The organism is Rhodobacter sp. 24-YEA-8 (genome assembly GCF_900105075.1).
GTDB lineage: Bacteria > Pseudomonadota > Alphaproteobacteria > Rhodobacterales > Rhodobacteraceae > Pseudogemmobacter.
In genome coordinates this window covers 419,435-439,909 of sequence record NZ_FNSK01000001.1, presented here as the reverse complement: position 1 = coordinate 439,909, position 20,475 = coordinate 419,435, and the positions used below count along the sequence as shown (strand labels likewise).

Here is a 20,475-nt window from a genome sequence, read left to right as displayed (position 1 = left end):
ACCCCGCCAGCATGCGGCATTGCCGCATTCGTGGAAGCCGTCGCTCGAAGCTCGGCGCAGAAGTTCGTTGCCACGAGGTCAGCGCTGCAGTGTTGTTTTCGTAGGGATTCGCATAAGAAATCCCTCGAACAATGATCAATCCAAGCTCCGCTTATCGCCCTCACCGCAGACTGGTCGACGCGACGACCGGCGCGGCAAATGAGCTACAATCCGGACTTGGAAGCCGAGCGAAAGTATGCTGAGATAAATAACTGACGTGCGATCAAAACTCCCATCTCCCACAAGTAGTTAGGCATGATACGATCTCCCTATGTAGAGGATGCACTGAAGCAACACTTTCGTGTAGGCGATTCGGGAAAGTGGCAGGTTGATGTGGAGAAGAACATCGACGCGATAGTTGCCTCGGCAGCGAATCGTGCGGCCTCGGCGCCACCCAACTTAGCAATAAGCAATAAGATCGATAAGTCCGGGAAAACGATCTATTTCGCTGCCGATATTGAGACAGACCTAATATTAAGGGCAACATATCGGCGACTAAGGAAGCAGTGCGGCATCAGCCTGCCAAATCGTGAAGATATTCTGAACGGTATCATCGAAGCGACGAGCGAGGCAACACCTTACCTAGTCAGCAAATGCGACATAAAGTCGTTTTACGAAAGATTGGATGCCGAGCTAATTGTTAGGCAGCTCTTGGTTGACACGAGAACAAACCCAAGCGTCAAGGCCGTGTTGAGACAAATATATGTCGCGGGATCCATTCCGCGGAATGTTGCCCCGCGAGGGCTAGCTTTGAGTGCTGTTCTTGCAGAGATTGCGCTTCGTCGCTTCGATCAGATCATACGAAAGACGCACGGCGTTCACCGGTATTTTCGCTATGCCGATGACATGATCATCTTCTCGCTGCCAAACGTGGAAATTATCCCTATTATTAAGCGAGAGCTAGGAGAAATTGGGCTCGAGCTGAATGAGAAGACAGAGACGTGCTCAGTTGACGCTTTAATGAAATTAAAGCCTACGGAGATTATACCGGTCTCAAAGTATACATATCTTGGCTACGAGATTGCAGCGCAAGGTAAGGTTTCAAAATACGCTTCGCGGCAGTTCGATATTTCTATTGCTGAGGCGAAGCTGAAAAAGAGAAAGACTCGGCTTTTCTTGTCCCTCCACGCATTCGTGCGGGATGGCGACGAAAAGCTCTTGATCGATCGCATAAATTACTTGAGTGCAAATCAATCGGTATACAAAACTCGGCACACTAGAGGTGCGCGGAAGCAAAAAATTAGAACTGGAATTCATTACAATTACTCCCGTTGTGGTCACTATCCTGCATCAAAGAACGGTCGAACTTTCAGAGACCATAATGCTCACGAATTAGTTGCTCTGGATGTTGTCTTGAAAAATGCACTCTTCGGATCAAACAGCGAATTTTCCTCGAAGGTATCCATCCTGCCTCCAGGCGCCAAAGCTGAGCTCGCTGCAATCTCCTTCGCGCAGGGCTTTAAGAAGAAGATAATAAAACGCTACACGAGAGCGAGGGTTGGACAGATTTGCAAGGTTTGGGGGCATGAGTAATATTGATACTCGCCTGCGCGAGCTCAGAGCTATTCTCACCGAAACTCTACCTTATGAGCTACCGCTCGGGTTCACGAACGATAATTTATTCCTTTCCGAGTTGAAAATTGACGAACTCCCGGCGCAGCAACGTAAATTTGTCGACCAGTTGAGGCATGAGAACTCCGAGTTCACGAAGCCATTTCTATACAAGATAAATAGGTCGCACCGTACAAGGAACACCCTCGCGATCATTCACCCTGCACATCAACTGAAAATTGCGAAGTTCATCGCGGACTTTGAAAATTCTATCGTTCAGTCATGTGCCCGGAGTACATTCTCCTTGCGGCACCCAGCAGCAACCCAGAAGATTTATCTGAAAGGAAGCACCACGAATATTAGGAAAAGATGGGCGCTTGGCCTGCCTGATCAGAATTTTGGCGAGGCAATTGGTACAGAGTATTCCCCATCCTTCTTCGCCTATAAGAAATATCTTCTTCTCAACCTCTTCTTCTCGTCAAATGAACTCGTCCGACTCGAGAGCCGATTTAGTCACCTTAGAACACTCGACGTATCTAGGTGCTTCTTCAATATCTATACGCACTCTATTTCCTGGGCCCAGAAGGATAAGTCTTTCTCGAAGAGGAATGCAAATCAGTACTCGTTCGAGCAGCAATTTGATACAGTGATGCAGAAGGCAAACTATAATGAAACTGCAGGTATTGTTGTCGGGCCTGAAGTGTCTCGTATTTTTGCGGAAATCCTACTCCAACGTGTCGACCTTGACTTGGAGCGGCGCGCCGCATTGCGGGGATTCGCATCAGAGAAGGATTACGTAATTCGACGGTATGTCGATGACTTTCACCTGTTTGCTAAGAGTGTCGACACACTTAATATCCTAGAAGATCTACTGGCGGACAGCCTAGAGGAGTATAAATTATTCCTGAATTCCGAAAAGCGCGAAGACCTTCAGCGGCCATTTGTAACCCGAATCTCTCGTGTGAAACATGAGGTCGGTGAGGTATGTGAGGTTCTGGAACGAGCACTCGGCGAGGATATAAAAATTGATGAGCAAAAGCCGTCTATCACCCTTGAAGCGCAAAGATCGGGCCGGAAAGCACTTGATGCGTTGCGTTTCTTGGGTGGATCTGAGCGCCAGGCTTTTGTCAACTCTTTCTCGGAAGTTTTCTCGGCAATCGACAGGATTATAAGTCGGCTTGGGAAGCTCGAGTTGGGCCACGAGCATATGGACCTTGCCCTAGAGGAATTGTTTGGGCGCATCAAACTGACCGTTCGGATTATCTTTTACCTGATCTCAGTCGACTTTCGGGTTCCGCCCATCATACGATCTGCGTTTCTATTGAGGAAAATTGTTTCCCTAGTTGGTGTGTTTCCCAATTCCGAGCGCTTAGCGCTTAAGGCCCATATCGCTTATGAACTCAGCCAGCTTCTAGCAAGTAATTACGATAGTAAGAGCGCGCCCCTGCCCTTGGAAATCCTCAATACATTCTTGGTTGGCCTTATGGTCGATCCTGTTTCCTTCTGTGAGCAAGAGAGCACGCAAAGTTTAATAGAAAACATACTTGAGGGAAGGCATGAAGGCTACTTTTCGGTCATCTGCGCACTCCATTATATGAATAGCGTTTCTCCGACTGATCTTCAGCACCACGACGCAGCCGAAGAAAACGAAAGAAGGGAGAAATTTTGCAAAAGAATCTCTGAATTCTTGAGCAGCGCAGATTGCGACCCGAAGATCAACGCCGAGGACTATTTAATCTTCTGTGATTTTCTCTCTTGCAAATCTGTCGACCAGACTTTGCGTTGGGAAACCTTTTCCAAGAAGCTAGGGGGAACGCGCCTTTCGAAGAGCAGCTTTGAAGATCTAATGTTGCGATTGCGCCACACTAACTGGCAGGATCAGGGGAGTGAGTTTAAGTTGCTGATTAGAAGGTTGCAGCCCGTATATTATGCATCGTAGCATGAAAGAGGTGGCAGAATTCTTGCGCTAGATTGTGAGTCTCGAGCAATCGAAACTCATTGAGTCGTGGTATTGGTCGTTGCGCACATTGCCCTCGGGTGGTGCGGATCTTTCTTATATCGTGGCATACTACACACATGAGCGTGTCTTCTGTCATCACCTTCTGTACGCAGGGCGCAGCTTTTACTCGGGCGTTCAGAAATGCAGCAAAGGGTATTACGAGCTCCTGTGCATATCGGTCGGTCGGCTAGGACGCAGGGAACGAGCAGCCTCCGCCCAAGACGCGGTGCGGGGTAGGGCCATCCCTGCGCCACAGACGACCGACCGCTTTCCCAGGCCCGCCGCGCGCGCGATGCCGCGCCGCCTTCCGTCAGCTTTCCGCCCTTCTCTACCTTCTCGTACCATCATCCCGGCTCCCCATCCGCACCCTGCCTTGCCTCTTCCTTCGCCAGTTGCTCTCGTAGCGAGGTAACAATCACGGCTTCGATGTCCTTGACCCGCATACGGTGACGGAATGCCAGACGCGCAACCAGTGTGGAGATCTGAGGATCTTTTGGTCCGTAGATGGCCCAATCGTCTAACTCGTGGCTATCCGGATGCAGGTCATGTTGCATGGGCGTAGTCCTTTTCAGCATGGGGCGAGGTGCATCCCAGATATCCGGGCAGCTCCGCCCGGCGATAGACTCGAACCATACGTCCCTTTGTCGCCACTGGGTCTATACCAGCATTATCGAGCCATTTCGCTAGGTGCATAGAGCGAACGCCCATACGGGTTGCCAACTGGCCTAGGGTCTCGCACTCGACTTCGAACCGGCTGATGCTCTCAACAGTGATAAACGCCCGTTGATGGTTAGTATCGGGGTTTCTGCGATGCACTTGCACAAGGTAGCCAGAATCACGCAGCGCTCGCACCCCCATCGCACCGATCTGAAGATGCTCGGCGGCCTCGGTGACCGACATATCCATCTTGTGCCTTCGCCGCTGCCTGATTGGCAACTGCCCGTTATCGATCAGTAGGGACCTGATGCCAGAAAGGTCTGGGTTGCGGCGAACATCTATTATTTTGCCATCCAGCGCCGCGCACACCACCCGGGCCATTGAAATGCAACGACTTTGGCTAAACTCGGCTATGGGGAGAAGCTCTGAGTTCGGATGGTCGACCGGCGCGTTGGAAACCATCACCAAGACAGCATCAATCGATGCGTTGGTTACGTATCGCAGGGCGGAACTCAGGCGGACAGCCTCCAGCACGCCTACCTCGATAAACGCCTTAATCTGCGCAGGATGCAAGCCAAGGCGTTCTGCCGCATCCTTGAGATTGCTGTGATTGCGCCAGAATGCATCTACCGTCTGGATGTCCTCGACGCTGACATCGGTGACAGTTCCAGCGGTATTCCGGCTGGCGGGGCGAAGGTGGCCCAAAGTTGTCGCCATCCGTGCACGAGCAATGCCGGAGACTTGCCGGGCGTCAGAAAAGGTCATCCGTCTCCCCATTGAGATTTCTTCGCCCAGAATTTTCATCCCGGAGCGGAGAGGGTAATTCTCGGTGATAAAGTTCCGCACGGCATGGCGCATTTCCTGAAGCTTTGGCTCTTCGACCTCCTCCTTTAGCCAAGTGTAGAAATCGCCCATGTCGGTTGAAAAGTAGGGTCTTTCCGTCTGGTATGCCTTCTTGAGCTCTGTCAGCGCGGCCAGAAGCTGTGCCGGTCCGCTCCGCAACACGCTATAGCCTCGGTCCAGCGCTGCCCTGCTTTGCACGACATCGAGCGCCGTGCTGTTTTTTGAGGACCCGAAAAGTAACGCCGCGCCGAGGGTCAGGCATCCCCGGTGCATATGTTGCAATTCTAAGGGCGTGAGCCAGCTTGTTGCCGCGCGCCCCTGAATCCGGCTGAGGACGTAATCCTCAAACCCCGTCGGAAATGTTGATCCATCTGAATCTGCCGCCCTCTGGATTATCCCCTGATGGCGCTCGATCTGGGTCAGGAGATCGTATGTGTCGTGCGCATGCCGCGCATTCGGCAGCTTCAGCAGGGCTGTGTGATGATCGGAGCAAACATGAATGCTCTGCACCAGCCATTCGACCCTTTGAAACGGCCCGGCATGCAAGCCTTTTGCTTGCCCCTCCACCACGCAGCGCGGGCAGATGCGGGTCACCGCACGGCGGAATACTCCTGTGCTTGCGATCTCGTATCCAACCCGATAGCGACAAGGGCTGACCAACGGACCGCTCCACCGGAGAAGCCGGAACAAGCTGACATCTGCAAGCTTTGCCAATCGCGACAGCTGCTCAGGATGCGCAGAACAGATATGGGGCCATTGCAGCCCCATATCGGAACAAAAGTCGCGGGGGTTCGTGCCATGAAGGCGCGCCAGGCGAGATACCAAGGAAGAGGGCATTTCCCTGTCTATTAACGGGATGCGCAGGCCGAGACGGTTCATTGCGGGTCGTCCAAAATGCGTCGGACATTTATCGCGACGAAGTCGGTCGCAAGAAACGGGTTCAGCATCGGAGCCGCGCCGGTACGTTCTCTGTAAGCATGGCCAAAGTCTTCGAGAGTAAGGGCTGCCCCCCGCCCCCGGACACCAAGCGCGCGACAGGCCGCCTGTACTATGATTTCGGCAACCAGCCCGAACTCATAGTCTCCAGCATGCAACAGCCTGCGCGCAAACTCATCCCCTGCCAAATCTGCACCCACTGTCAGAGTACCACGTTCGGCATATCGACGGGTCAACTCCACCACGGCATTCACATGACGGGGAACCGTCAGCCGGGGTATCGCCACGGGGTAAATCCTCCTCGCAAGCTGCGGGTCCTGATTGATTATCTTCTTGAGTTCAGGCGTGCCGGAAAGGATCAGGCTCACCGGCCACGTCCTGTTTTCCATCATAGACTTCAGGGTGTTGACGACAGACTGCCGTTCTCGATCTGTCTGGAAGCGTGCCAAATCCTGCGCCTCATCCAGATGCAGGAAAAGCGTTTTTCGCCGTTGGAGCTGATCAGCGACCATCCCCCAGATGACCGGCGCGGATTTGTCCCGGGCCAGTGGATAGCCGAGGGCGTGCAAAATCGCCGTACCCACGAACTTCATTGTCGCCGGAGACGGCACCAGCTGTGATGCAAACTCACAGGGGGCTTCACCCTCGGCAATGACCAGATCACTGCGCGATTCACGCAGATGCCTTATCAGTGTTGATTTACCACTGCCCGATCCCCCGACCAGCGCGATACTTCGGACATTTGTTAAACGCCCCGCAGCGAGATCGGCGCGCCGCTGGTCCAACATGGTTTCGAACAAGTCTTTGAGCGCGTTAAATGCCTCGTTGGGGATGAACGCTCCCCTAAGGTCCTGGATGACGGCCCGTGTAGATGGATCATTCCTCATCGCTGAACCTCCAGTCCACATCACCATCACCAACATCATCGGGGGTTGGGAGACGTGGATTTGGTGCTGACGGCACCTTCAGTCCAATCGCTTGTCCGGGAATCCGTAGAGGGTCAGCTTCGCTATCTTGCCCGCCATCAAAACGAACGCCGAGGAAGAGATTTCGCTCTGCGCGCTCCAACTCTTCCGCGCTCAGGTTGATGGGGCCAAGGCGACGACGTGCGCGCGCGGTTTCGTCTATCTCCCGAAGGCCAAGGATCGCGTCATCGACAAGAAGCTGTCCAGAGCGGGCGGCGGAGCGATTACTTTGATAGGCTTCCAGCACGGCCCGTTTCCAGCTCTCCACCGGAACGCCGCGCATGTCAGCGCTTGTGCAGGCAAGAACGTGCCATGCATCGTCCATCCAGCAAGAAATGTACCCTAAATCCTCAGGGTCGACGCGCAGCAGCATATCTTCGCCGCCATGGCGTTCGAAACGACGGGCCAGTTCCTCGGAATGGAAGCGCAGCTTCATCAACTGGATGCCGTGTCTGCCTGATTTTCGTCGGACTTCCAGCCCAAGTATCGCGCGCAGTGTATGCCGATTGGGCGCTTGTGGCACCGGGTAGGTCTTGGTCGCCGCTTCCCAGCTCTGCGCAGGACTGTTGTAGTCCAGGCCCTGATGCTCGCGCTGATGGTAGTTATCAACGATATAGCGTACAAAGGCATCAACCAGATCTTGTGCGGTATGCACTGCAAAAGCTTCTGACGGATAATCGCCGCGCTCGACTGGGTTTGAGAACGTCCGTCCTGTCATGAACGGCATCATGTTCTGCGCGAAAGTGCGCATCATCCGCTCGATCCGCCCCCGAAGCTTTGGAACGCCAGCGGGCATGACATCATAGCCGATCCCCAAATCAGCTACAGCCGCCTTGAACTCGGAACTGACGAAAGAGCTGCCGTTATCCACGACGACCTGCGTGATATGGCCAGATTGATGCCATCCCGCGCGACAGCCCAGAGCCCGTGCCATGTTGCTTTTATCGGTGAGCGCCAGCCAGAGTGTCGCGAGCGCATCGGCGGTGGAGGCGCTCGCGGCAAGTTTTATACCCAAAATGCAACGGGTAGCGCAGTCGATTGCCACACAGAGGAAATAGCGACCAAGCGCCATGTCCCTGCGCTGATCAGCGGTCGGCTCGATTCCGGCGGCCTCAAGGATCGCGAGAAGGTCCACCTTCCATTCATCCATTTCCACCCGTTCAAGGGGAACCTCGACATCGAGCCCCCGCCCCACCGGCCCATAGCGCCCCTTGGCAACGGCAAGGCCTTCCCTCGACGCTGTCACCTCGAACCGACCTAGTGCCGCGATGCGCCTGCGCACGGAGCTCGCCGACGGCATTCGTAACGGCGGCAGCCCTTGCTCTGACCGAACAGCATTTTGTCTGCGGATCTCGGCATGAACGTCCTGAACCACATGAGACTGAGATGGACGATTGGGATGCAGGTAATTCGGCAGGCACGACTGGATAACCTGATCCTCGTCACGCCCCAAGCGCACAGCATTGCGCCCCGCATATCGTGACCGCTTTAACAGCAAGAGAGGGTCCTTGTGCGGCTCCCAGATGCGCACCCAGCTCAACAGACTGCGAAGACTAGGTGACCTGCGATGGCTCAGCAGGTCGCCCGCTCGCAGGCCGGTTTTTCGAGCGCCGTCTGCCGCCCCATCTCGGACGCGTTTTTCAAGTATTGGCAGAAATGCCGAAAAGCTTGCGTCTGTGCGGCTAACCTCGCCATCACGCTCAGCTGCCAGAAACACCTCGCAGCACCTGACCTTCCACATGATCAATTCGCGCTCGGTCTCGGGCAGCGTGGTAAGCACTTGATGGCCCGCCACCGCGCGGCGCTTAGCCTGCGCCTCACCGAAATAGCGATGTTCCACCCAGGCAGTTTGGGAGCACAGAATTTCGTTTAGTTCACTGGTGGTTACGTGCATCTCGTCTGCGTTGCCGCCAACCGGCACGAGCCGCCCGCCCGTCTCGTCATTTGCGATGAACGCAAATACCTGCCCCTTGATGCGGACGGCATCAGTCGGACCAACAAGCGGGCGGTTCATTTGACACCTCGCGGATAGACGAGTGTCTGGCTGGCGATTCTGCGCCCAGGATCAATGGTGGCTTCTCCGGCGTTTATGGCACAGATCAGTGCAGCCCAGCCGCGTTCAGCAAGGCCACTCTGTTCCAGAACTTCGGCAAAGGTTCGCGCGCCCTTCAGGTCAGCCAGAAAGGTGCAGATTGTTCGGATCGCGTCCACATCTACAGTATGCCGGGCAATGTGCAAAAGTTCGGCGTTGCGCACGTCTGCATCGTTCAGATCGGCGTCCGTGACCAGCAAAAGCTCATCGGCATATGCCGGTGACATCGCGCCGCGCACCTGAGCAAGTTCTTCTCTGAACCGGAGACGCTCGACAGATGCCTGAGGCTTCACTGCAATAGCCAAACGAAGTCCTGTATCAAGAAACGCGAGGAAATCTGGCGTATGATGGCGCAGCGTTCCGCCTGACGTGGCAAACGGGATCGCCGTTGGCTGATCCCAGATGTCGACGAGGTCACGACGCGCCAGAAACGTCAGCAGGACTCGACGCTCGAGATTGCTTTCATAAATGATCTGGCGCGGGCGGTCTTGTGCGCGCAGATGGGCAAAAAGAAAACCGCGCACGCTGGACTTGGATCGTGCAGCAAAGCTTCGTGTCGCGCGGCTGCGCAGAGGCGGCTGATATGGGGTGTCGTGATGCATGGTTGCTCAGGCCCTGCGACTGCGGTTGCAGCGACAGGGGTTCTCCTTGTCATGATGGCGATGAAAACCGGCCCGCAGTTTGACTGCGAGATTGACCGGCGTTTCTGTTTGAGTCATGATGGAGATGTAGCGGGTCCTACTCGACTACATCTCGAAAGGCCTTGAGCGGTTCCAGCCCTCGGGGCCTTTTCTACTTCGAGTGTCTGCTAGGTCATGCGCCACCCTCCCTGTACCGCTCCGGGTAAAGCTTTTCCGGCGTTGTCCCGAGTGCTTCGGCGATGGCGCGCTCGACTCGTTTTGAGCGATGTTTTCCAAGGCCCACAAGCGACATCGATGTCCCGGAGATCCCTAGGTCACGACCAATCTGCGCCAGGGATGTGCCGCGAATGCGCAGCTCCGCCTTTAGGCGCTCATGGTTTTCAAATGCTTGCCGGGGATTTGTAGACATTTGGGCTCTACGCTCGCGCTTTCGCAATTGCTAATAGCCCGAATTCAACAGGCCACAAACTGGGCTTGGCAAGCCTGAACACCCGCTTAAGAGCTTCATGCACTGGTCGGATTCTGGTCGGATATGGCGGCTTTCGTTAAAAGACTCGGCACTTTAGCTCCAAATGAAAAAAGGTGCTATGCTGCCGTAACAGCTGGCATGCGGAGGAGTGCGCGCGGTGAGGGGGCGACTGAAAAGGCCAAAATTCGAATCAGACGGGCGACGAAAGCTGCGGCAGATTCGCTTGAGGCTTGGGCACACGCAGCACAGCTTTGCGCCGCTTCTTGGCCTGATTCCTTCGACCTATGAAAAGTATGAACGCGGCCTGCACAAACTCCCGTCGGGGCTGCTGGAGCGGGCTCAACTCTTGGAAACCCCTCCCGAGCCCGAAGCTGCATTGCCCGGCGGCGAAGCCGTCAGCGTTCTCGTTAGTGACGACCTCAGCGAAGATGAGGTGGTCGTGGTATCGCCTCTTGAAGAGGAGACAGCTTTTTCCTTGCCGGTCCCAAGCACTAGTGACGGCATACCGTCTGAGGTTGTGCCTGCCGCTCAAGGCGTCGATGAGCCCATAAGTGTGGCTTGGAAGGCATCACCGTCTTCGTCGGAGATGGAAATTCAGACAGGCCTTGGAGAAGCACGCTATGAGCGGTGGGTTCAGGCTTGCTGGATTGTGCAGGTTGCGGTGGCCACCTTCGTCATCGCCCGGATCGCCGAGCTCAATCTCGGCGGGAGCGAACTTTGGCGGCACGGACCAAACGACGAGGGATTGGCCGTAGGCCTTATTCTGCTGGTCAGTCTGTGGGTTCTTCTGGGGCAAGAGACATTGCGTCGCGTTTGCTTCGGTCTGCCACTTCGTAACCAGCGCGGTTCAAAGCGATCTGGGGCGAAGGCAGCCTCGTGATGGTGCGGGAAGGGCCTGGGTGAGCATGTTGCCTGTGAAGCGGGAACGCCTCTCGCCACAACGGCACTGAACCGAATCCCAGACATGCCGAACCGCGCCACGAGGCAATTTCGTGACGCAAAAGGCAGTTTTGCCTGGAGTTTACAATGAATTCTATGGCGGACCCAGAGCGATTCGAACGCCCGACCCCCAGATTCGTAGTCTGGTGCTCTATCCAGCTGAGCTATGGGTCCGCTGTGAGGCCGGTATCTAGAGGGCGCGGCGGGGGGATGCAAGAGACAAAATGCAGCCTCACTCGATTTGCTGCGGATCGATGACAAGCGCTATCTTCGGGAGGTGGATCATGAACTCCGTTCCCTCGGAATCGCTGTGCAAAAGCTCGATCCGGCCGCCATGGCCGCGCACCAACTCGGAGGAAATCGCGAGGCCAAGCCCGGTGCCGCCCTTGCGCACGCCGCCCTGGAAGGCCGCAAAAAGATGCTCGCGCGCCTTTGGCGGCAGGCCCGGGCCGGTATCACCCACCCTGATCCACCATTCAGAATCACTCTCTCCGGCGGAGATCTCGATCGTGCCGGCCTGGCCGGTCGCCTCGATCGCCTGCCGCGCATTCCGGATCAGGTTCGATATTACGCGGTAAAGCTGTTCGCGATCGGCGCGAAGCGAGAGATTCGCTGCGATATCTGTAAGTGAGGTCACCAGAGCCGCGGGCGGCAGTTCTTCGCCGCTGGACAGCCCCTCGCCTTCGATCACCTCATTCACCAGCACGGCCAGCGGAAAACGCGTCAGCTGCGGCGGCGCCTCTTCTGCCTTACCGAAAGTCAGCGTCGCCTCGCAAAGGCTCACCGCGCGGCTGATCGAATTGACCAGTTTCGGCGCAGAGCGTGCCACGACCGGATCGGCGCTGCCCTCAATCCGGTCGGCGAACAGCTGCGCCGTGGTCAGGATGTTCCGCAGATCATGGCTGATCTTTGCCACCGCGCCGCCAAGCTGCGCCAGCCGTTCCCGCTGTTTCAGCGCGCCGGTGAGCTGACGCTGCATGGTGGCCAGCATCTCCTCGGCCTCACGCAATTCCTCGACCCGGGCCGAGGGTTCGATCACTGTGCGCGCATCTTCGGGCGCCTCGGCATAGGCCTTCATATGCAGTACCACGCGCCGAATCGGATGCACGATCAGCCGCTGCGCCGCGAGGAACAAAAGCACCGCCATCACCGCCGAGATCAGCGCCGAAAACAGCAGGAGCCGCCAGGCGTATAGCAGCATCGCCTTGCGCAACGGCTCTTGCGGCATGGTGATCTCGATCAGCTGGCCGCCCTCCTGGACCGGGCTGCCAATCACCCGCACCACCCGGTGCTCGGCGTCGAACAGCGTCGACAGAGCATCGCGGATCAGCTCCCAGGGGCCCGAAAGCCGCAGGTCGTAATCGGCATGGACCGGTTCCGGCACCGGCGAGGACAGCACCAGCTGACGGATATCATCACGCCGCAACACCACGTTATAGACCCCGGCATTGGCAAGCAGTTCCGCCTCGAGTTCAGGCGAGACGCCGCTGTCCGAGGCCAGTTGTGTCAGCACCGCGATCTGCGCCTGACGCAAGCGTTCCAGCAGAAAATCAGCGCGGTAGCGGGCAAGCGAGGGAACAAAGATCAGCACATCGGCCAGAAGGACGAAAATGACCGTCAGCATGAGGAAACGGCCGGACAAGGTCCGCAAAAACCGCCGCCCGCTTTGCCTCTGCGTCACCCGTCCCTCCTTCGGCCTGGCCTTCCGCGCTGGCCGTCTGTTCTGCCGCCCCGGTTTGCCGCCCGCTGCAGTCCCGCCAGAGGCTTTCGCCCCGTTTCGGCGGGCCGTGCGCGGCGGGGATCCGCATGATCCGCCCGTTCCTGAAAATATCTAGCAAATCGCGGGCAGGTTGGACAGTATGGGAAGACCCATGTAAAAGCTGCAAAACAACGCCAGAACAGCAGGGTTTCCTGTCAGGATACGTTGACTTGGGCGCCGGCTGCCCCTATAGGCCGGGCTTCAGGATCAACGTCCGCGAATCCCGCGCCGTCCAGGCGCAGTGGGAAGGCAGCGACAGGCATCCGACTGAGATATGGCCGCGAGGCCGCGAGATATGGCCGAAAGGCCTGGAAACAGGCCCCTGGCCACAACAAACGCAGAAGGAATGCCGCAATGAAGCGCACCTATCAACCCTCGAAGCTGGTTCGCGCCCGTCGCCACGGCTTCCGCGCCCGCATGGCCACCAAAGGTGGCCGTCTCGTGCTGGCTGCCCGCCGCGCCAAAGGCCGCAAGGTTCTTTCGGCCTGATCTGCCACCGCCCTGCACCTGCAGGGCCGGAGGAACGGATAATGGCACCGCCGGAGGCAAAGGGTATGAGGCAATTTGCCGGACAGCCCGAAAAGCCTCCGGCGGTTTCCGTTTTGGAACATCCAACTGCCCGCAGATGGGAAGAGTCCGTGACGGAATTGCACAAATCAAACAGTTCGGCGCTTGTGGTCATCCCGCAGCGTAAAGATTTCCTGAAAGCCGCTTCGGCGCGGCGTCAAGGGACATCATCTTTCCTGCTTCAGGCCCGCGACCGGCGCGATGGCGATCAGGTCACGCGGATCGGCTTTACCGCTTCGAAGAAGATCGGCAATGCGGTGGCGCGCAACCGGGCCAAACGGCGGATGCGAGAAGTGGCGCGGGCCGTTTTGCCCGAGCTTGGTCGCGACGGCTGGGACTACGTTCTGGTGGCGCGGCCAGAGGCAACTCTCTCCCGCGTTTTCAGTGACATGGTAAGCGATCTGCGCGAGGCCTTCGCCTCGGTTCATCGAGAGAGGGCGCCAAAGCCGCCGCGCGACTCTGCGACCGGGCCAGTGCCACCACCCGCCGGAGCAGGGCAATGACCCCCCTCGCCTTCCTCGTCTCGCTGCCCGTGCGCGGCTACCGGCTGCTTCTGAGCCCCTGGGTCGGGCATGGCTGCCGGTTTCAGCCGACCTGCTCGGCCTATGCGATGGAGGCCTTGTCACGGCATGGCGGCCTTAAGGGCGGATGGCTTACCGCATATCGGCTTTGCCGCTGCCATCCCTGGGGGGGCGCGGGTTATGATCCGGTGCCCGGCTCTGACCCGGAATTTGATAAAATGTTGCAAAAGGGAAAGCCCGCCGCAGAAAACCCGCTGATAAGGGGGAAGAAATGATGCATTATTCTGGCCTCTTTGCCCTCGCTCTTGGGGGGGCCGCCGGCACTGTGCTGCGCCATCTGATCATTTCCCTTTTCGGCGCGCCCTGGGCCGTCGCGGCCATCAATATCACCGGCAGCTTTCTGATCGGTCTCGCCTGGGTCATGCTGAGCCAGCGCCTCTTGCTCGGCCCGGTGGTGATGACCGGCCTTCTCGGCGGTTTCACCACCTTTTCCGCCTTCTCACTCGACACACTGAAACTTATCGAAATAGGCCGCCTCGCCGAAGCGCTGGCATATGTCGCGGTTTCGGTCTTCTTTTCACTCTTCGCCGTCTTCCTCGGCGTTACTTTAGCGAGGCAGCTTTCATGAGCGGCGTTCAACTGATCCAGGTCACCGAAGATGATGGCGAACAGCGGCTGGACCGCTGGCTGAAAAAGCGCTTTTCGCAGCTGACCCAGGGTAATATCGAAAAGATGTGCCGCACCGGCCAGATCCGCATCGAAGGCGGGCGGGCAAAGGCGGCAGACCGGGTACAGCCGGGCGAGACGATCCGCGTCCCCCCCCTCCCCGCGGCCGAGGCGCCGGTGCGCGAACAGACCAAAGGCGTCTCGGATGCCGATGCAAAGATGATCCAGGCCGCGGTGCTGTGGAAAGACGAACATATCATCGTGCTGAACAAGCCGCCGGGCCTGCCCTCGCAAGGGGGGTCGGGCCAGGGTGACCGCCATGTCGACGGGCTGACCGAGGCACTGAAATTCGGCTATAAGGACCGGCCGAAGCTGGTGCACCGGCTGGATAAAGACACTTCGGGGATCCTCCTGCTGGCGCGGACCGACCGCGTCGCGCGCGCGCTGTCCGAGGCGCTGCGCCACCGGCTGACCCGCAAGATATACTGGGCCGTGGTCGCCGGCGTGCCGCATCCCAAGCAGGGTTCGATCAAGTTCCACCTGATGAAGGCGCCAGGCCGTGGCCGGGGCGGCGAAGGCGAGAAAATGATCGCCATTCACCCCGCTCAGGCCAAGGATTACCCGGACGCGAAACGCAGCCAGACCGATTACTTCACCCTCTGGTTCCTTGGCACAAGGCTGAGCTGGATGGCGCTGGAGCCGGTGACGGGCCGCACCCACCAGCTGCGCGCCCATATGGCGGAAATCGGCCATCCCATTCTGGGGGATGGAAAATATGGCGGCGGCGATATGGAAAATGCGGGCGATGGCTGGGGGGCGGGCATCGGCGGGGATCTGTCGAAAAAGCTGCATCTTCATGCGCGGTCCATCGGGTTTGAACATCCGATCACCAAAAAAGAGATGCTCTTCCAGGCGCCATTGCCCGACCATATGAAACGCACCTGGAAAGCCCTGGACTGGAAGGAAGACGACGTCCCCTCTGATCCGTTCAAAACCTTCGGAGGGCGCTGAGATGTCGGCCTGGGCCCCGAAACGGTTCTGGAAAGAGACACGCCTTGCCGAAGCCGATGGCGGCTTCACCGTCCATCTGGATGGTCGACCGATCCGCACGCCGCAAAAGGCGCCGCTGATCGTGCCGACGCGGGCGCTGGCGGACCTGATCGCCACGGAGTGGGAGGCGCAACAGGGCAAGATCGATCCCGAATCGATGCCGGCGACCCGCTCGGCCAATTCGGCGGTCGACAAGCTCAGCCAGCAGCGCGAGGCCGTGGTGACCATGCTCGCGGCCTACGGCGAGACCGACCTGCTGTGCTACCGCGCCGAGCGCCCGCTTGCCCTTGTCACCCGCCAGGCCGAGGTCTGGAACCCGATCCTCGACTGGGCGGCCAAGAGCCTGCAGGCGCCACTTGCCGTGACCGCCGGCGTGGTGCCGGTGGCGCAGCCTGCGGCAAGCCTCGCCCGGCTGACCGCCGAAGTTGCCGCGCTGGACAATTTCCGCCTCACCGCCTTCCACGATCTGGTGGCGATTTCCGGCTCGCTGGTGCTTGCGCTGGCGCTGATCTCCGGCAGGATTGACGCCGGGCAAGCCTGGGAGGCCTCGCGCCTCGATGAAAGCTGGCAAAGCGAGCAATGGGGCGTCGATGAGGACGCCGCCGCAACTGAGGCCGTGAAGCGGGCGGCCTTTGACTTTGCTTGGCGATTCTACGGATTGTGCGGGTAACAATTCAGGCTGATTTCCCGGGAAAGCTGATCTGAGCAGCATTTTTCCGGCACAACGCCCGGAAAAACGGCGATTTTCCCGCATTCGTACCTCGGCTATTGACCGATAAGCGACCTTGCTCTGAAAATATGCTCATCGGGCGATCAAAGACCCGAGAGACAGCCTGCGAACAGTCAGGCGACACCCCCGCCGCGGCCCGGCCGATGGCGGCAGCTCAGGAAGAGGTAATTATGAAGAAATCAGCAATCATCGGCGCGCTGGCGGCCAGCACCATGCTCGCAGGCGCTGCCAGTGCGGCCACGCTCGATGATGTTAAGGCGCGCGGCGAATTGAATTGCGGCGTCAATGTTGGCCTCACCGGCTTTGGCATGGCGGATGCGAATGGCACCTGGGTCGGCTTTGACGTCGATCTGTGCCGCGCGGTTGCCGCCGCCGTGCTTGGCGACCCGACCAAGGTGAAATTTGTTCCTACCACCGGCGAGACGCGCTTTACCGCGCTGGCCTCGGGTGAGGTCGATCTGCTTGTCCGCAACTCGACCGCAACCTTCACCCGTGACGTTGACCTGAAATTCGATTTTGTCGGCATCAATTATTATGACGGCCAAGGCTTCATGGTCAAAAAAGACCTGGGCGTTTCTTCGGCCAAGGAACTCGAAGGCGCCACTGTCTGCATCCAGACCGGCACCACTACCGAACTGAACCTTGCCGACTTTTTCAAGGCGAATAACATGACCTATACCCCGGTCACGGTTCAGGACGACTCTGAGGCGCAACGCCAGTATCTCGCCGGCGCCTGCGACACTTATACGACCGACGCGTCGGGCCTGGCGGCTGGTCGTGCAACCATGGCGGATGCCGAAAACCACATCATCCTTCCCGAGATCATCTCGAAAGAGCCGCTCGGGCCGGCCGTGCGCCATGGGGACAATGTCTGGGGCGATATTGTGCGCTGGACCTATAACTCGCTGCTGATCGCCGAAGAAAAAGGCATCACCAAAGCCAATATCGAAGAGGTCGCCGGCTCCTCCACTGACCCCGAAATCCGCCGTCTGCTTGGACTTGAAGGCGAAATGGGCAAGATGTTCGGTCTCGACAATGACTGGGCGAAACGTGCGATTGCCGCCAACGGCAATTATGGGGAGATTTTTGAAGCAAATCTCGGAACCGGTACTCCGATCGGTCTGGCGCGCGGTCTGAATGCGCTCTGGACGCAAGGCGGGCTGCAATACGCCTGGCCGATGCGCTGATCTGCCCCGGGGGCGCGTCCGAAAGGCGCGCCCCCAGTTCTTTAAGATCAAACACTCAGAACAATCACGACCACGGACTGCCCGATTGCGGCAGTACCATAACCGGCAAAAGCCGGAGGCGGTCGGGCTCAGGGGGAATTCATGGCCTTTGCCACCAGTCGGGCGGAGGCGTCGAAGGGCGGCTTTCGCCTTTCGATGCTGATTTATGACACCCGTTTCCGTGCCATCACGCTCCAGGTGATCGCACTTATACTCTTCCTGCTCTTCATCGGCTGGCTGACGGATAATGTGATCCGCAACCTTGACGCCAAGGGAAAGGACATCAATTTCGGCTTTCTCTGGGTCAGGGCCGGATATGATATCGAGCAGACCCTGATCCCCTATACCAACGATTCCACCCATGGCCGCGCGGTTATCATCGGGCTTCTGAACACGCTGGTTGTGGCGTTTTTCGGCTGTATTCTGGCCACGGTGATCGGCGTGATCGTGGGGATCCTGCGGCTGTCGAACAACTGGCTGATTTCGCGGCTGATGACGGTCTATGTCGAGATCTTCCGCAATGTGCCGCTGCTTTTGTGGATCCTTCTGACCTTCGTGGTGATCTCCGAGACCATGCCGGCGCCGGCGGCCTTCAAGATCACGCCTGCAATCCTTGAAAGCCGGGCCGCGCTGGAAGGGCTGGAGGCCAGGGCCGGTGGCTATGGGCTTGCGGCGCGCCTTTCCGGCCTGCAGGTTTCCTCACCGGCCTTCCTGCTCTGGCTGCTCGCCTTTATCGGTATTACCGGCGCGGCCTGGCAATATGCCCGCAGCCGGTTTGACGCCGGTAAGGCGGCGCTGATCACAGCCGTTCCGGCGATTTTGTGGATCATCGCGGCCCTGACCGTGTTCAGCCCTTCACTCTCGCCGGTTCTGGCCGAAAGCGAGGCCAGCGCCATCGGGCCCACAGAGCCCGCGGCCTCGAAATTCTTCTTCGATTCCATCGCATTGACCAATCGCGGCACCAATATCCCATCGCCGCTGCTGGACCGCCCGCTCGGCGGTACGGAAATCGCCTCTGTGCCGGTGAATTTCTCGGTGCTGGCGGTGCTGGCTGTGATCATCGTGTCGGTGCTTGCAAATCGCTCGGTCACCCGGCGCGCCAACAAACTTCAGGAAGAGACCGGCCGCCGCCCGACGACCTGGTGGATCTCGCTCCTGATCCTCTTCCTGCCCCTGGTCATTTTGCTGACCGCGCTTGGCCTGCATTGGGAGCTGCCGGGCTTTCCGGTGAATGATCAGGGCGTGAGCCAGGGCTTCAACTTCCAGGGCGGCATCCAGGTGATGCATTCCTTCACCGCGCTCCTGATTGCGCTCTCGCTCTATACCTCGGCCTTCATCGCCGAGATCGTGCGGGCGGGGATCCAGGCCATTTCGCGCGGGCAATCCGAGGCTGCCGCTGCCCTTGGCCTCCGCCCGGGCCGCACGATGAAGCTGGTGATCCTGCCTCAGGCCCTGCGGGTGATCATCCCGCCGCTGATCAGCCAATATCTGAACCTCACGAAAAACACCTCGCTGGGGATCGCGGTCTCTTACCTTGATCTGCGGGGCACGCTGGGCGGCATCACGCTGAACCAGACCGGGCGCGAGCTAGAATGTATGCTCCTGATGATGCTGATTTATCTGACAATCAGCCTGATCATTTCCTCGGGCATGAATGCCTTCAACTCTGCCGTAAAGCTGAAGGAGCGCTGAGATGACCGAGACTTCGCATCTCTGGGTCCGCGAGGAAATGCTGCGCCCGGCGCCGCCGCCACTGCGTGAGGCGGGAGCGGTTAAATGGCTGCGCGAGAACCTGATCTCTTCGCCGGTCAATACGCTTTTGACCTTTGCCGGGCTTCTGGTGACGATCTGGATGATCTGGACAGCCTTCCCCTGGTGGTGGCATTCGGTCTGGAACGCCAATTCGCTGGCGGAATGCCGCGAGATCGTCGCGGCAGCGGGCGGTGAAAGCGGCGCCTGCTGGGCAGTGATCAAAGCGCGCTGGCACCAGTTCCTGTTCGGCTTTTTCCCGCCCGAGCAATACTGGCGCCCGGTGCTCACCGGCGGGCTGCTCTTTGCCGCGCTGGCACCGATCCTGTTCTGGAAAGACCGCAAGAGCGCCCATATGGTCGGTTTCGCGGGTATCGCGACCCTTGCCGCGCTTTACGCGATATCCGCAAACAGCCTTGCCTTTGCCGCGACTGCCGCAATTTTCGCGGTGATCTGGGTAACGGCGAGCCTGCGCCCGGCGGCGCTGATCTGGGTGACCGGGCTTTTCCCTTTCATCTCGATCTGGCTGATCTGGGGCGGGTCGTTCTGGTCACCGGTCACGCAGCTGCTGGCCATAGCGCTTGGTGCCCTGGTGGCCCGGCTCTATTACAACAACCCCAATAAATGGCTGAATGATGCCTTTGCGCTGGTCGTGGCCCTGGCCGCGGCCTGGGTGGCCTCGGTGGTGATCAATTACAGCGATGCCATCTCGACCGATTTCTTTGCGCGGCTGCGCATGGCAACTTTCTGGCAGGGCTTTGGCCAGGGCGGGAATATCCTGGCCATGGCTTTCGGTGCCCTCGCCTCTTTCGTCGTGATGCTGCTGACGGCGGCGATCTGGCTCCTGCTCGCGGTGATGTATGTGATCAGCGCGGTACTGAACTACAATCTCACCGACCTCGCCCGGCTTTTCGGCTATGAGACCCTGCCCGCCTGGGCGGCGATGATCAGCCTCGGCGCGCTGTTTGCCTTCGCGCTGGTCTTTGTCGCGGCGCGCAACCGGTCGGTCGTGATCGGCGTTCTCGCCGGGCTGCTCGCGGGCGGTGGCTGGCTTTTGTACCAGGCACCGAAGATGG

Annotated in this window: 18 protein-coding genes and 1 tRNA gene; 11 read left to right on the top strand and 8 right to left on the bottom strand. The window is 58.4% G+C overall.

Annotation, left to right across the window (positions count from 1 at the left end; all coding sequences use genetic code 11):
• Nucleotides 1-294: 294 nt before the first annotated feature.
• Both drt3a and drt3b read left to right on the top strand, forming a co-directional pair.
• Complete coding sequence (gene drt3a / locus BLW25_RS02205) at nt 295-1,572, top strand: antiviral reverse transcriptase Drt3a (RefSeq protein ID WP_092895937.1); 1,278 nt, start codon at nt 295-297, stop codon at nt 1,570-1,572.
• Nucleotides 1,565-3,529 carry an antiviral reverse transcriptase Drt3b gene (drt3b, locus tag BLW25_RS02200; RefSeq protein WP_092895935.1) on the top strand — a complete coding sequence of 655 codons (1,965 nt, stop codon included), beginning with the start codon at nt 1,565-1,567 and terminating at the stop codon, nt 3,527-3,529. The genes drt3a and drt3b overlap by 8 nt, the downstream gene beginning before the upstream one ends.
• Before the next feature lie 404 nt (nt 3,530-3,933).
• On the opposite strand, the gene BLW25_RS02195 is transcribed toward drt3b, so the two are convergent.
• The 6 genes from BLW25_RS02195 to BLW25_RS25295 form a co-directional block, all read right to left on the bottom strand.
• Entirely contained in the window at nt 3,934-4,143 is a 210-nt protein-coding gene (locus tag BLW25_RS02195) for a hypothetical protein (RefSeq protein ID WP_092895933.1), read from the bottom strand.
• Entirely contained in the window at nt 4,133-5,968 is a 1,836-nt protein-coding gene (locus BLW25_RS02190) for a TniQ family protein (protein ID WP_092895931.1), read from the bottom strand. The genes BLW25_RS02195 and BLW25_RS02190 overlap by 11 nt, the downstream gene beginning before the upstream one ends.
• Entirely contained in the window at nt 5,965-6,912 is a 948-nt protein-coding gene (locus BLW25_RS02185) for a TniB family NTP-binding protein (RefSeq protein WP_171909455.1), read from the bottom strand. Before BLW25_RS02185 ends, BLW25_RS02190 begins: the two co-directional genes overlap by 4 nt.
• The gene (locus tag BLW25_RS02180) at nt 6,902-9,004 is read right to left on the bottom strand and encodes a Mu transposase C-terminal domain-containing protein (protein WP_092895929.1); all 2,103 of its coding nucleotides are present in this window, start codon (nt 9,002-9,004) and stop codon (nt 6,902-6,904) included. Before BLW25_RS02180 ends, BLW25_RS02185 begins: the two co-directional genes overlap by 11 nt.
• Nucleotides 9,001-9,684 (bottom strand): TnsA endonuclease N-terminal domain-containing protein, encoded by a 684-nt coding sequence (locus BLW25_RS02175; RefSeq protein ID WP_143040416.1) that lies wholly within the window; start codon nt 9,682-9,684, stop codon nt 9,001-9,003. Before BLW25_RS02175 ends, BLW25_RS02180 begins: the two co-directional genes overlap by 4 nt.
• A gap of 211 nt (nt 9,685-9,895) precedes the next feature.
• A complete protein-coding gene (locus BLW25_RS25295) occupies nt 9,896-10,132 on the bottom strand; it encodes a helix-turn-helix domain-containing protein (protein ID WP_092895925.1) in 237 nt (78 codons plus the stop codon).
• Nucleotides 10,133-10,349: 217 nt separating this feature from the next.
• Between BLW25_RS25295 and BLW25_RS02165 the strand changes: the two genes are divergently transcribed.
• Nucleotides 10,350-11,072 carry a helix-turn-helix domain-containing protein gene (locus BLW25_RS02165; protein WP_092895923.1) on the top strand — a complete coding sequence of 241 codons (723 nt, stop codon included), beginning with the start codon at nt 10,350-10,352 and terminating at the stop codon, nt 11,070-11,072.
• A gap of 156 nt (nt 11,073-11,228) precedes the next feature.
• Here the strand turns inward: BLW25_RS02165 and BLW25_RS02160 are convergent.
• Both BLW25_RS02160 and BLW25_RS02155 read right to left on the bottom strand, forming a co-directional pair.
• Nucleotides 11,229-11,305: transfer RNA gene (locus BLW25_RS02160), tRNA-Arg, on the bottom strand.
• A 58-nt stretch (nt 11,306-11,363) separates the two neighbouring features.
• A complete protein-coding gene (locus BLW25_RS02155; RefSeq protein ID WP_092895921.1) occupies nt 11,364-12,755 on the bottom strand; it encodes a sensor histidine kinase in 1,392 nt (463 codons plus the stop codon).
• A 489-nt stretch (nt 12,756-13,244) separates the two neighbouring features.
• Between BLW25_RS02155 and rpmH the strand changes: the two genes are divergently transcribed.
• The 8 genes from rpmH to BLW25_RS02110 all read left to right on the top strand — a co-directional run bounded on the left by rpmH (nt 13,245) and on the right by BLW25_RS02110 (nt 19,342).
• On the top strand, nt 13,245-13,379 hold the full coding sequence (gene rpmH / locus BLW25_RS02145) for a 50S ribosomal protein L34 (RefSeq protein WP_092895917.1): 135 nt from the start codon (nt 13,245-13,247) through the stop codon (nt 13,377-13,379).
• 41 nt (nt 13,380-13,420) lie between these two features.
• On the top strand, nt 13,421-13,960 hold the full coding sequence (gene rnpA, locus BLW25_RS02140) for a ribonuclease P protein component (protein WP_092895915.1): 540 nt from the start codon (nt 13,421-13,423) through the stop codon (nt 13,958-13,960).
• Nucleotides 13,957-14,253, top strand: a complete 297-nt coding sequence (yidD, locus tag BLW25_RS02135) for a membrane protein insertion efficiency factor YidD (protein WP_092895913.1) — start codon at nt 13,957-13,959, stop codon at nt 14,251-14,253. The genes rnpA and yidD overlap by 4 nt, the downstream gene beginning before the upstream one ends.
• Nucleotides 14,250-14,606 carry a fluoride efflux transporter FluC gene (locus BLW25_RS02130; protein ID WP_092895911.1) on the top strand — a complete coding sequence of 119 codons (357 nt, stop codon included), beginning with the start codon at nt 14,250-14,252 and terminating at the stop codon, nt 14,604-14,606. The genes yidD and BLW25_RS02130 overlap by 4 nt, the downstream gene beginning before the upstream one ends.
• A complete protein-coding gene (locus tag BLW25_RS02125; protein WP_092895909.1) occupies nt 14,603-15,655 on the top strand; it encodes an RluA family pseudouridine synthase in 1,053 nt (350 codons plus the stop codon). The genes BLW25_RS02130 and BLW25_RS02125 overlap by 4 nt, the downstream gene beginning before the upstream one ends.
• 1 nt (nt 15,656) lies before the next feature.
• Complete coding sequence (locus BLW25_RS02120; protein ID WP_092895907.1) at nt 15,657-16,364, top strand: ATP12 family chaperone protein; 708 nt, start codon at nt 15,657-15,659, stop codon at nt 16,362-16,364.
• A gap of 230 nt (nt 16,365-16,594) precedes the next feature.
• Complete coding sequence (locus BLW25_RS02115) at nt 16,595-17,611, top strand: amino acid ABC transporter substrate-binding protein (RefSeq protein WP_092895905.1); 1,017 nt, start codon at nt 16,595-16,597, stop codon at nt 17,609-17,611.
• Between the two features lie 141 nt (nt 17,612-17,752).
• The gene (locus BLW25_RS02110; protein ID WP_092895903.1) at nt 17,753-19,342 is read left to right on the top strand and encodes an amino acid ABC transporter permease; all 1,590 of its coding nucleotides are present in this window, start codon (nt 17,753-17,755) and stop codon (nt 19,340-19,342) included.
• Nucleotides 19,343-20,475 lie beyond the last annotated feature (1,133 nt).

Coding starts and splice junctions, on each gene's coding strand:
- drt3a (WP_092895937.1), top strand. CDS start 295: ATGATACGATCTCCCTATGTAGAGGATGCACTGAAGCAACACTTTCGT.
- drt3b (WP_092895935.1), top strand. CDS start 1,565: ATGAGTAATATTGATACTCGCCTGCGCGAGCTCAGAGCTATTCTCACC.
- BLW25_RS02195 (WP_092895933.1), bottom strand. CDS start 4,143: ATGCAACATGACCTGCATCCGGATAGCCACGAGTTAGACGATTGGGCC.
- BLW25_RS02190 (WP_092895931.1), bottom strand. CDS start 5,968: ATGAACCGTCTCGGCCTGCGCATCCCGTTAATAGACAGGGAAATGCCC.
- BLW25_RS02185 (WP_171909455.1), bottom strand. CDS start 6,912: ATGAGGAATGATCCATCTACACGGGCCGTCATCCAGGACCTTAGGGGA.
- BLW25_RS02180 (WP_092895929.1), bottom strand. CDS start 9,004: ATGAACCGCCCGCTTGTTGGTCCGACTGATGCCGTCCGCATCAAGGGG.
- BLW25_RS02175 (WP_143040416.1), bottom strand. CDS start 9,684: ATGCATCACGACACCCCATATCAGCCGCCTCTGCGCAGCCGCGCGACA.
- BLW25_RS25295 (WP_092895925.1), bottom strand. CDS start 10,132: ATGTCTACAAATCCCCGGCAAGCATTTGAAAACCATGAGCGCCTAAAG.
- BLW25_RS02155 (WP_092895921.1), bottom strand. CDS start 12,755: ATGCTGACGGTCATTTTCGTCCTTCTGGCCGATGTGCTGATCTTTGTT.
- rpmH (WP_092895917.1), top strand. CDS start 13,245: ATGAAGCGCACCTATCAACCCTCGAAGCTGGTTCGCGCCCGTCGCCAC.
- rnpA (WP_092895915.1), top strand. CDS start 13,421: ATGGCACCGCCGGAGGCAAAGGGTATGAGGCAATTTGCCGGACAGCCC.
- yidD (WP_092895913.1), top strand. CDS start 13,957: ATGACCCCCCTCGCCTTCCTCGTCTCGCTGCCCGTGCGCGGCTACCGG.
- BLW25_RS02130 (WP_092895911.1), top strand. CDS start 14,250: ATGATGCATTATTCTGGCCTCTTTGCCCTCGCTCTTGGGGGGGCCGCC.
- BLW25_RS02125 (WP_092895909.1), top strand. CDS start 14,603: ATGAGCGGCGTTCAACTGATCCAGGTCACCGAAGATGATGGCGAACAG.
- BLW25_RS02120 (WP_092895907.1), top strand. CDS start 15,657: ATGTCGGCCTGGGCCCCGAAACGGTTCTGGAAAGAGACACGCCTTGCC.
- BLW25_RS02115 (WP_092895905.1), top strand. CDS start 16,595: ATGAAGAAATCAGCAATCATCGGCGCGCTGGCGGCCAGCACCATGCTC.
- BLW25_RS02110 (WP_092895903.1), top strand. CDS start 17,753: ATGGCCTTTGCCACCAGTCGGGCGGAGGCGTCGAAGGGCGGCTTTCGC.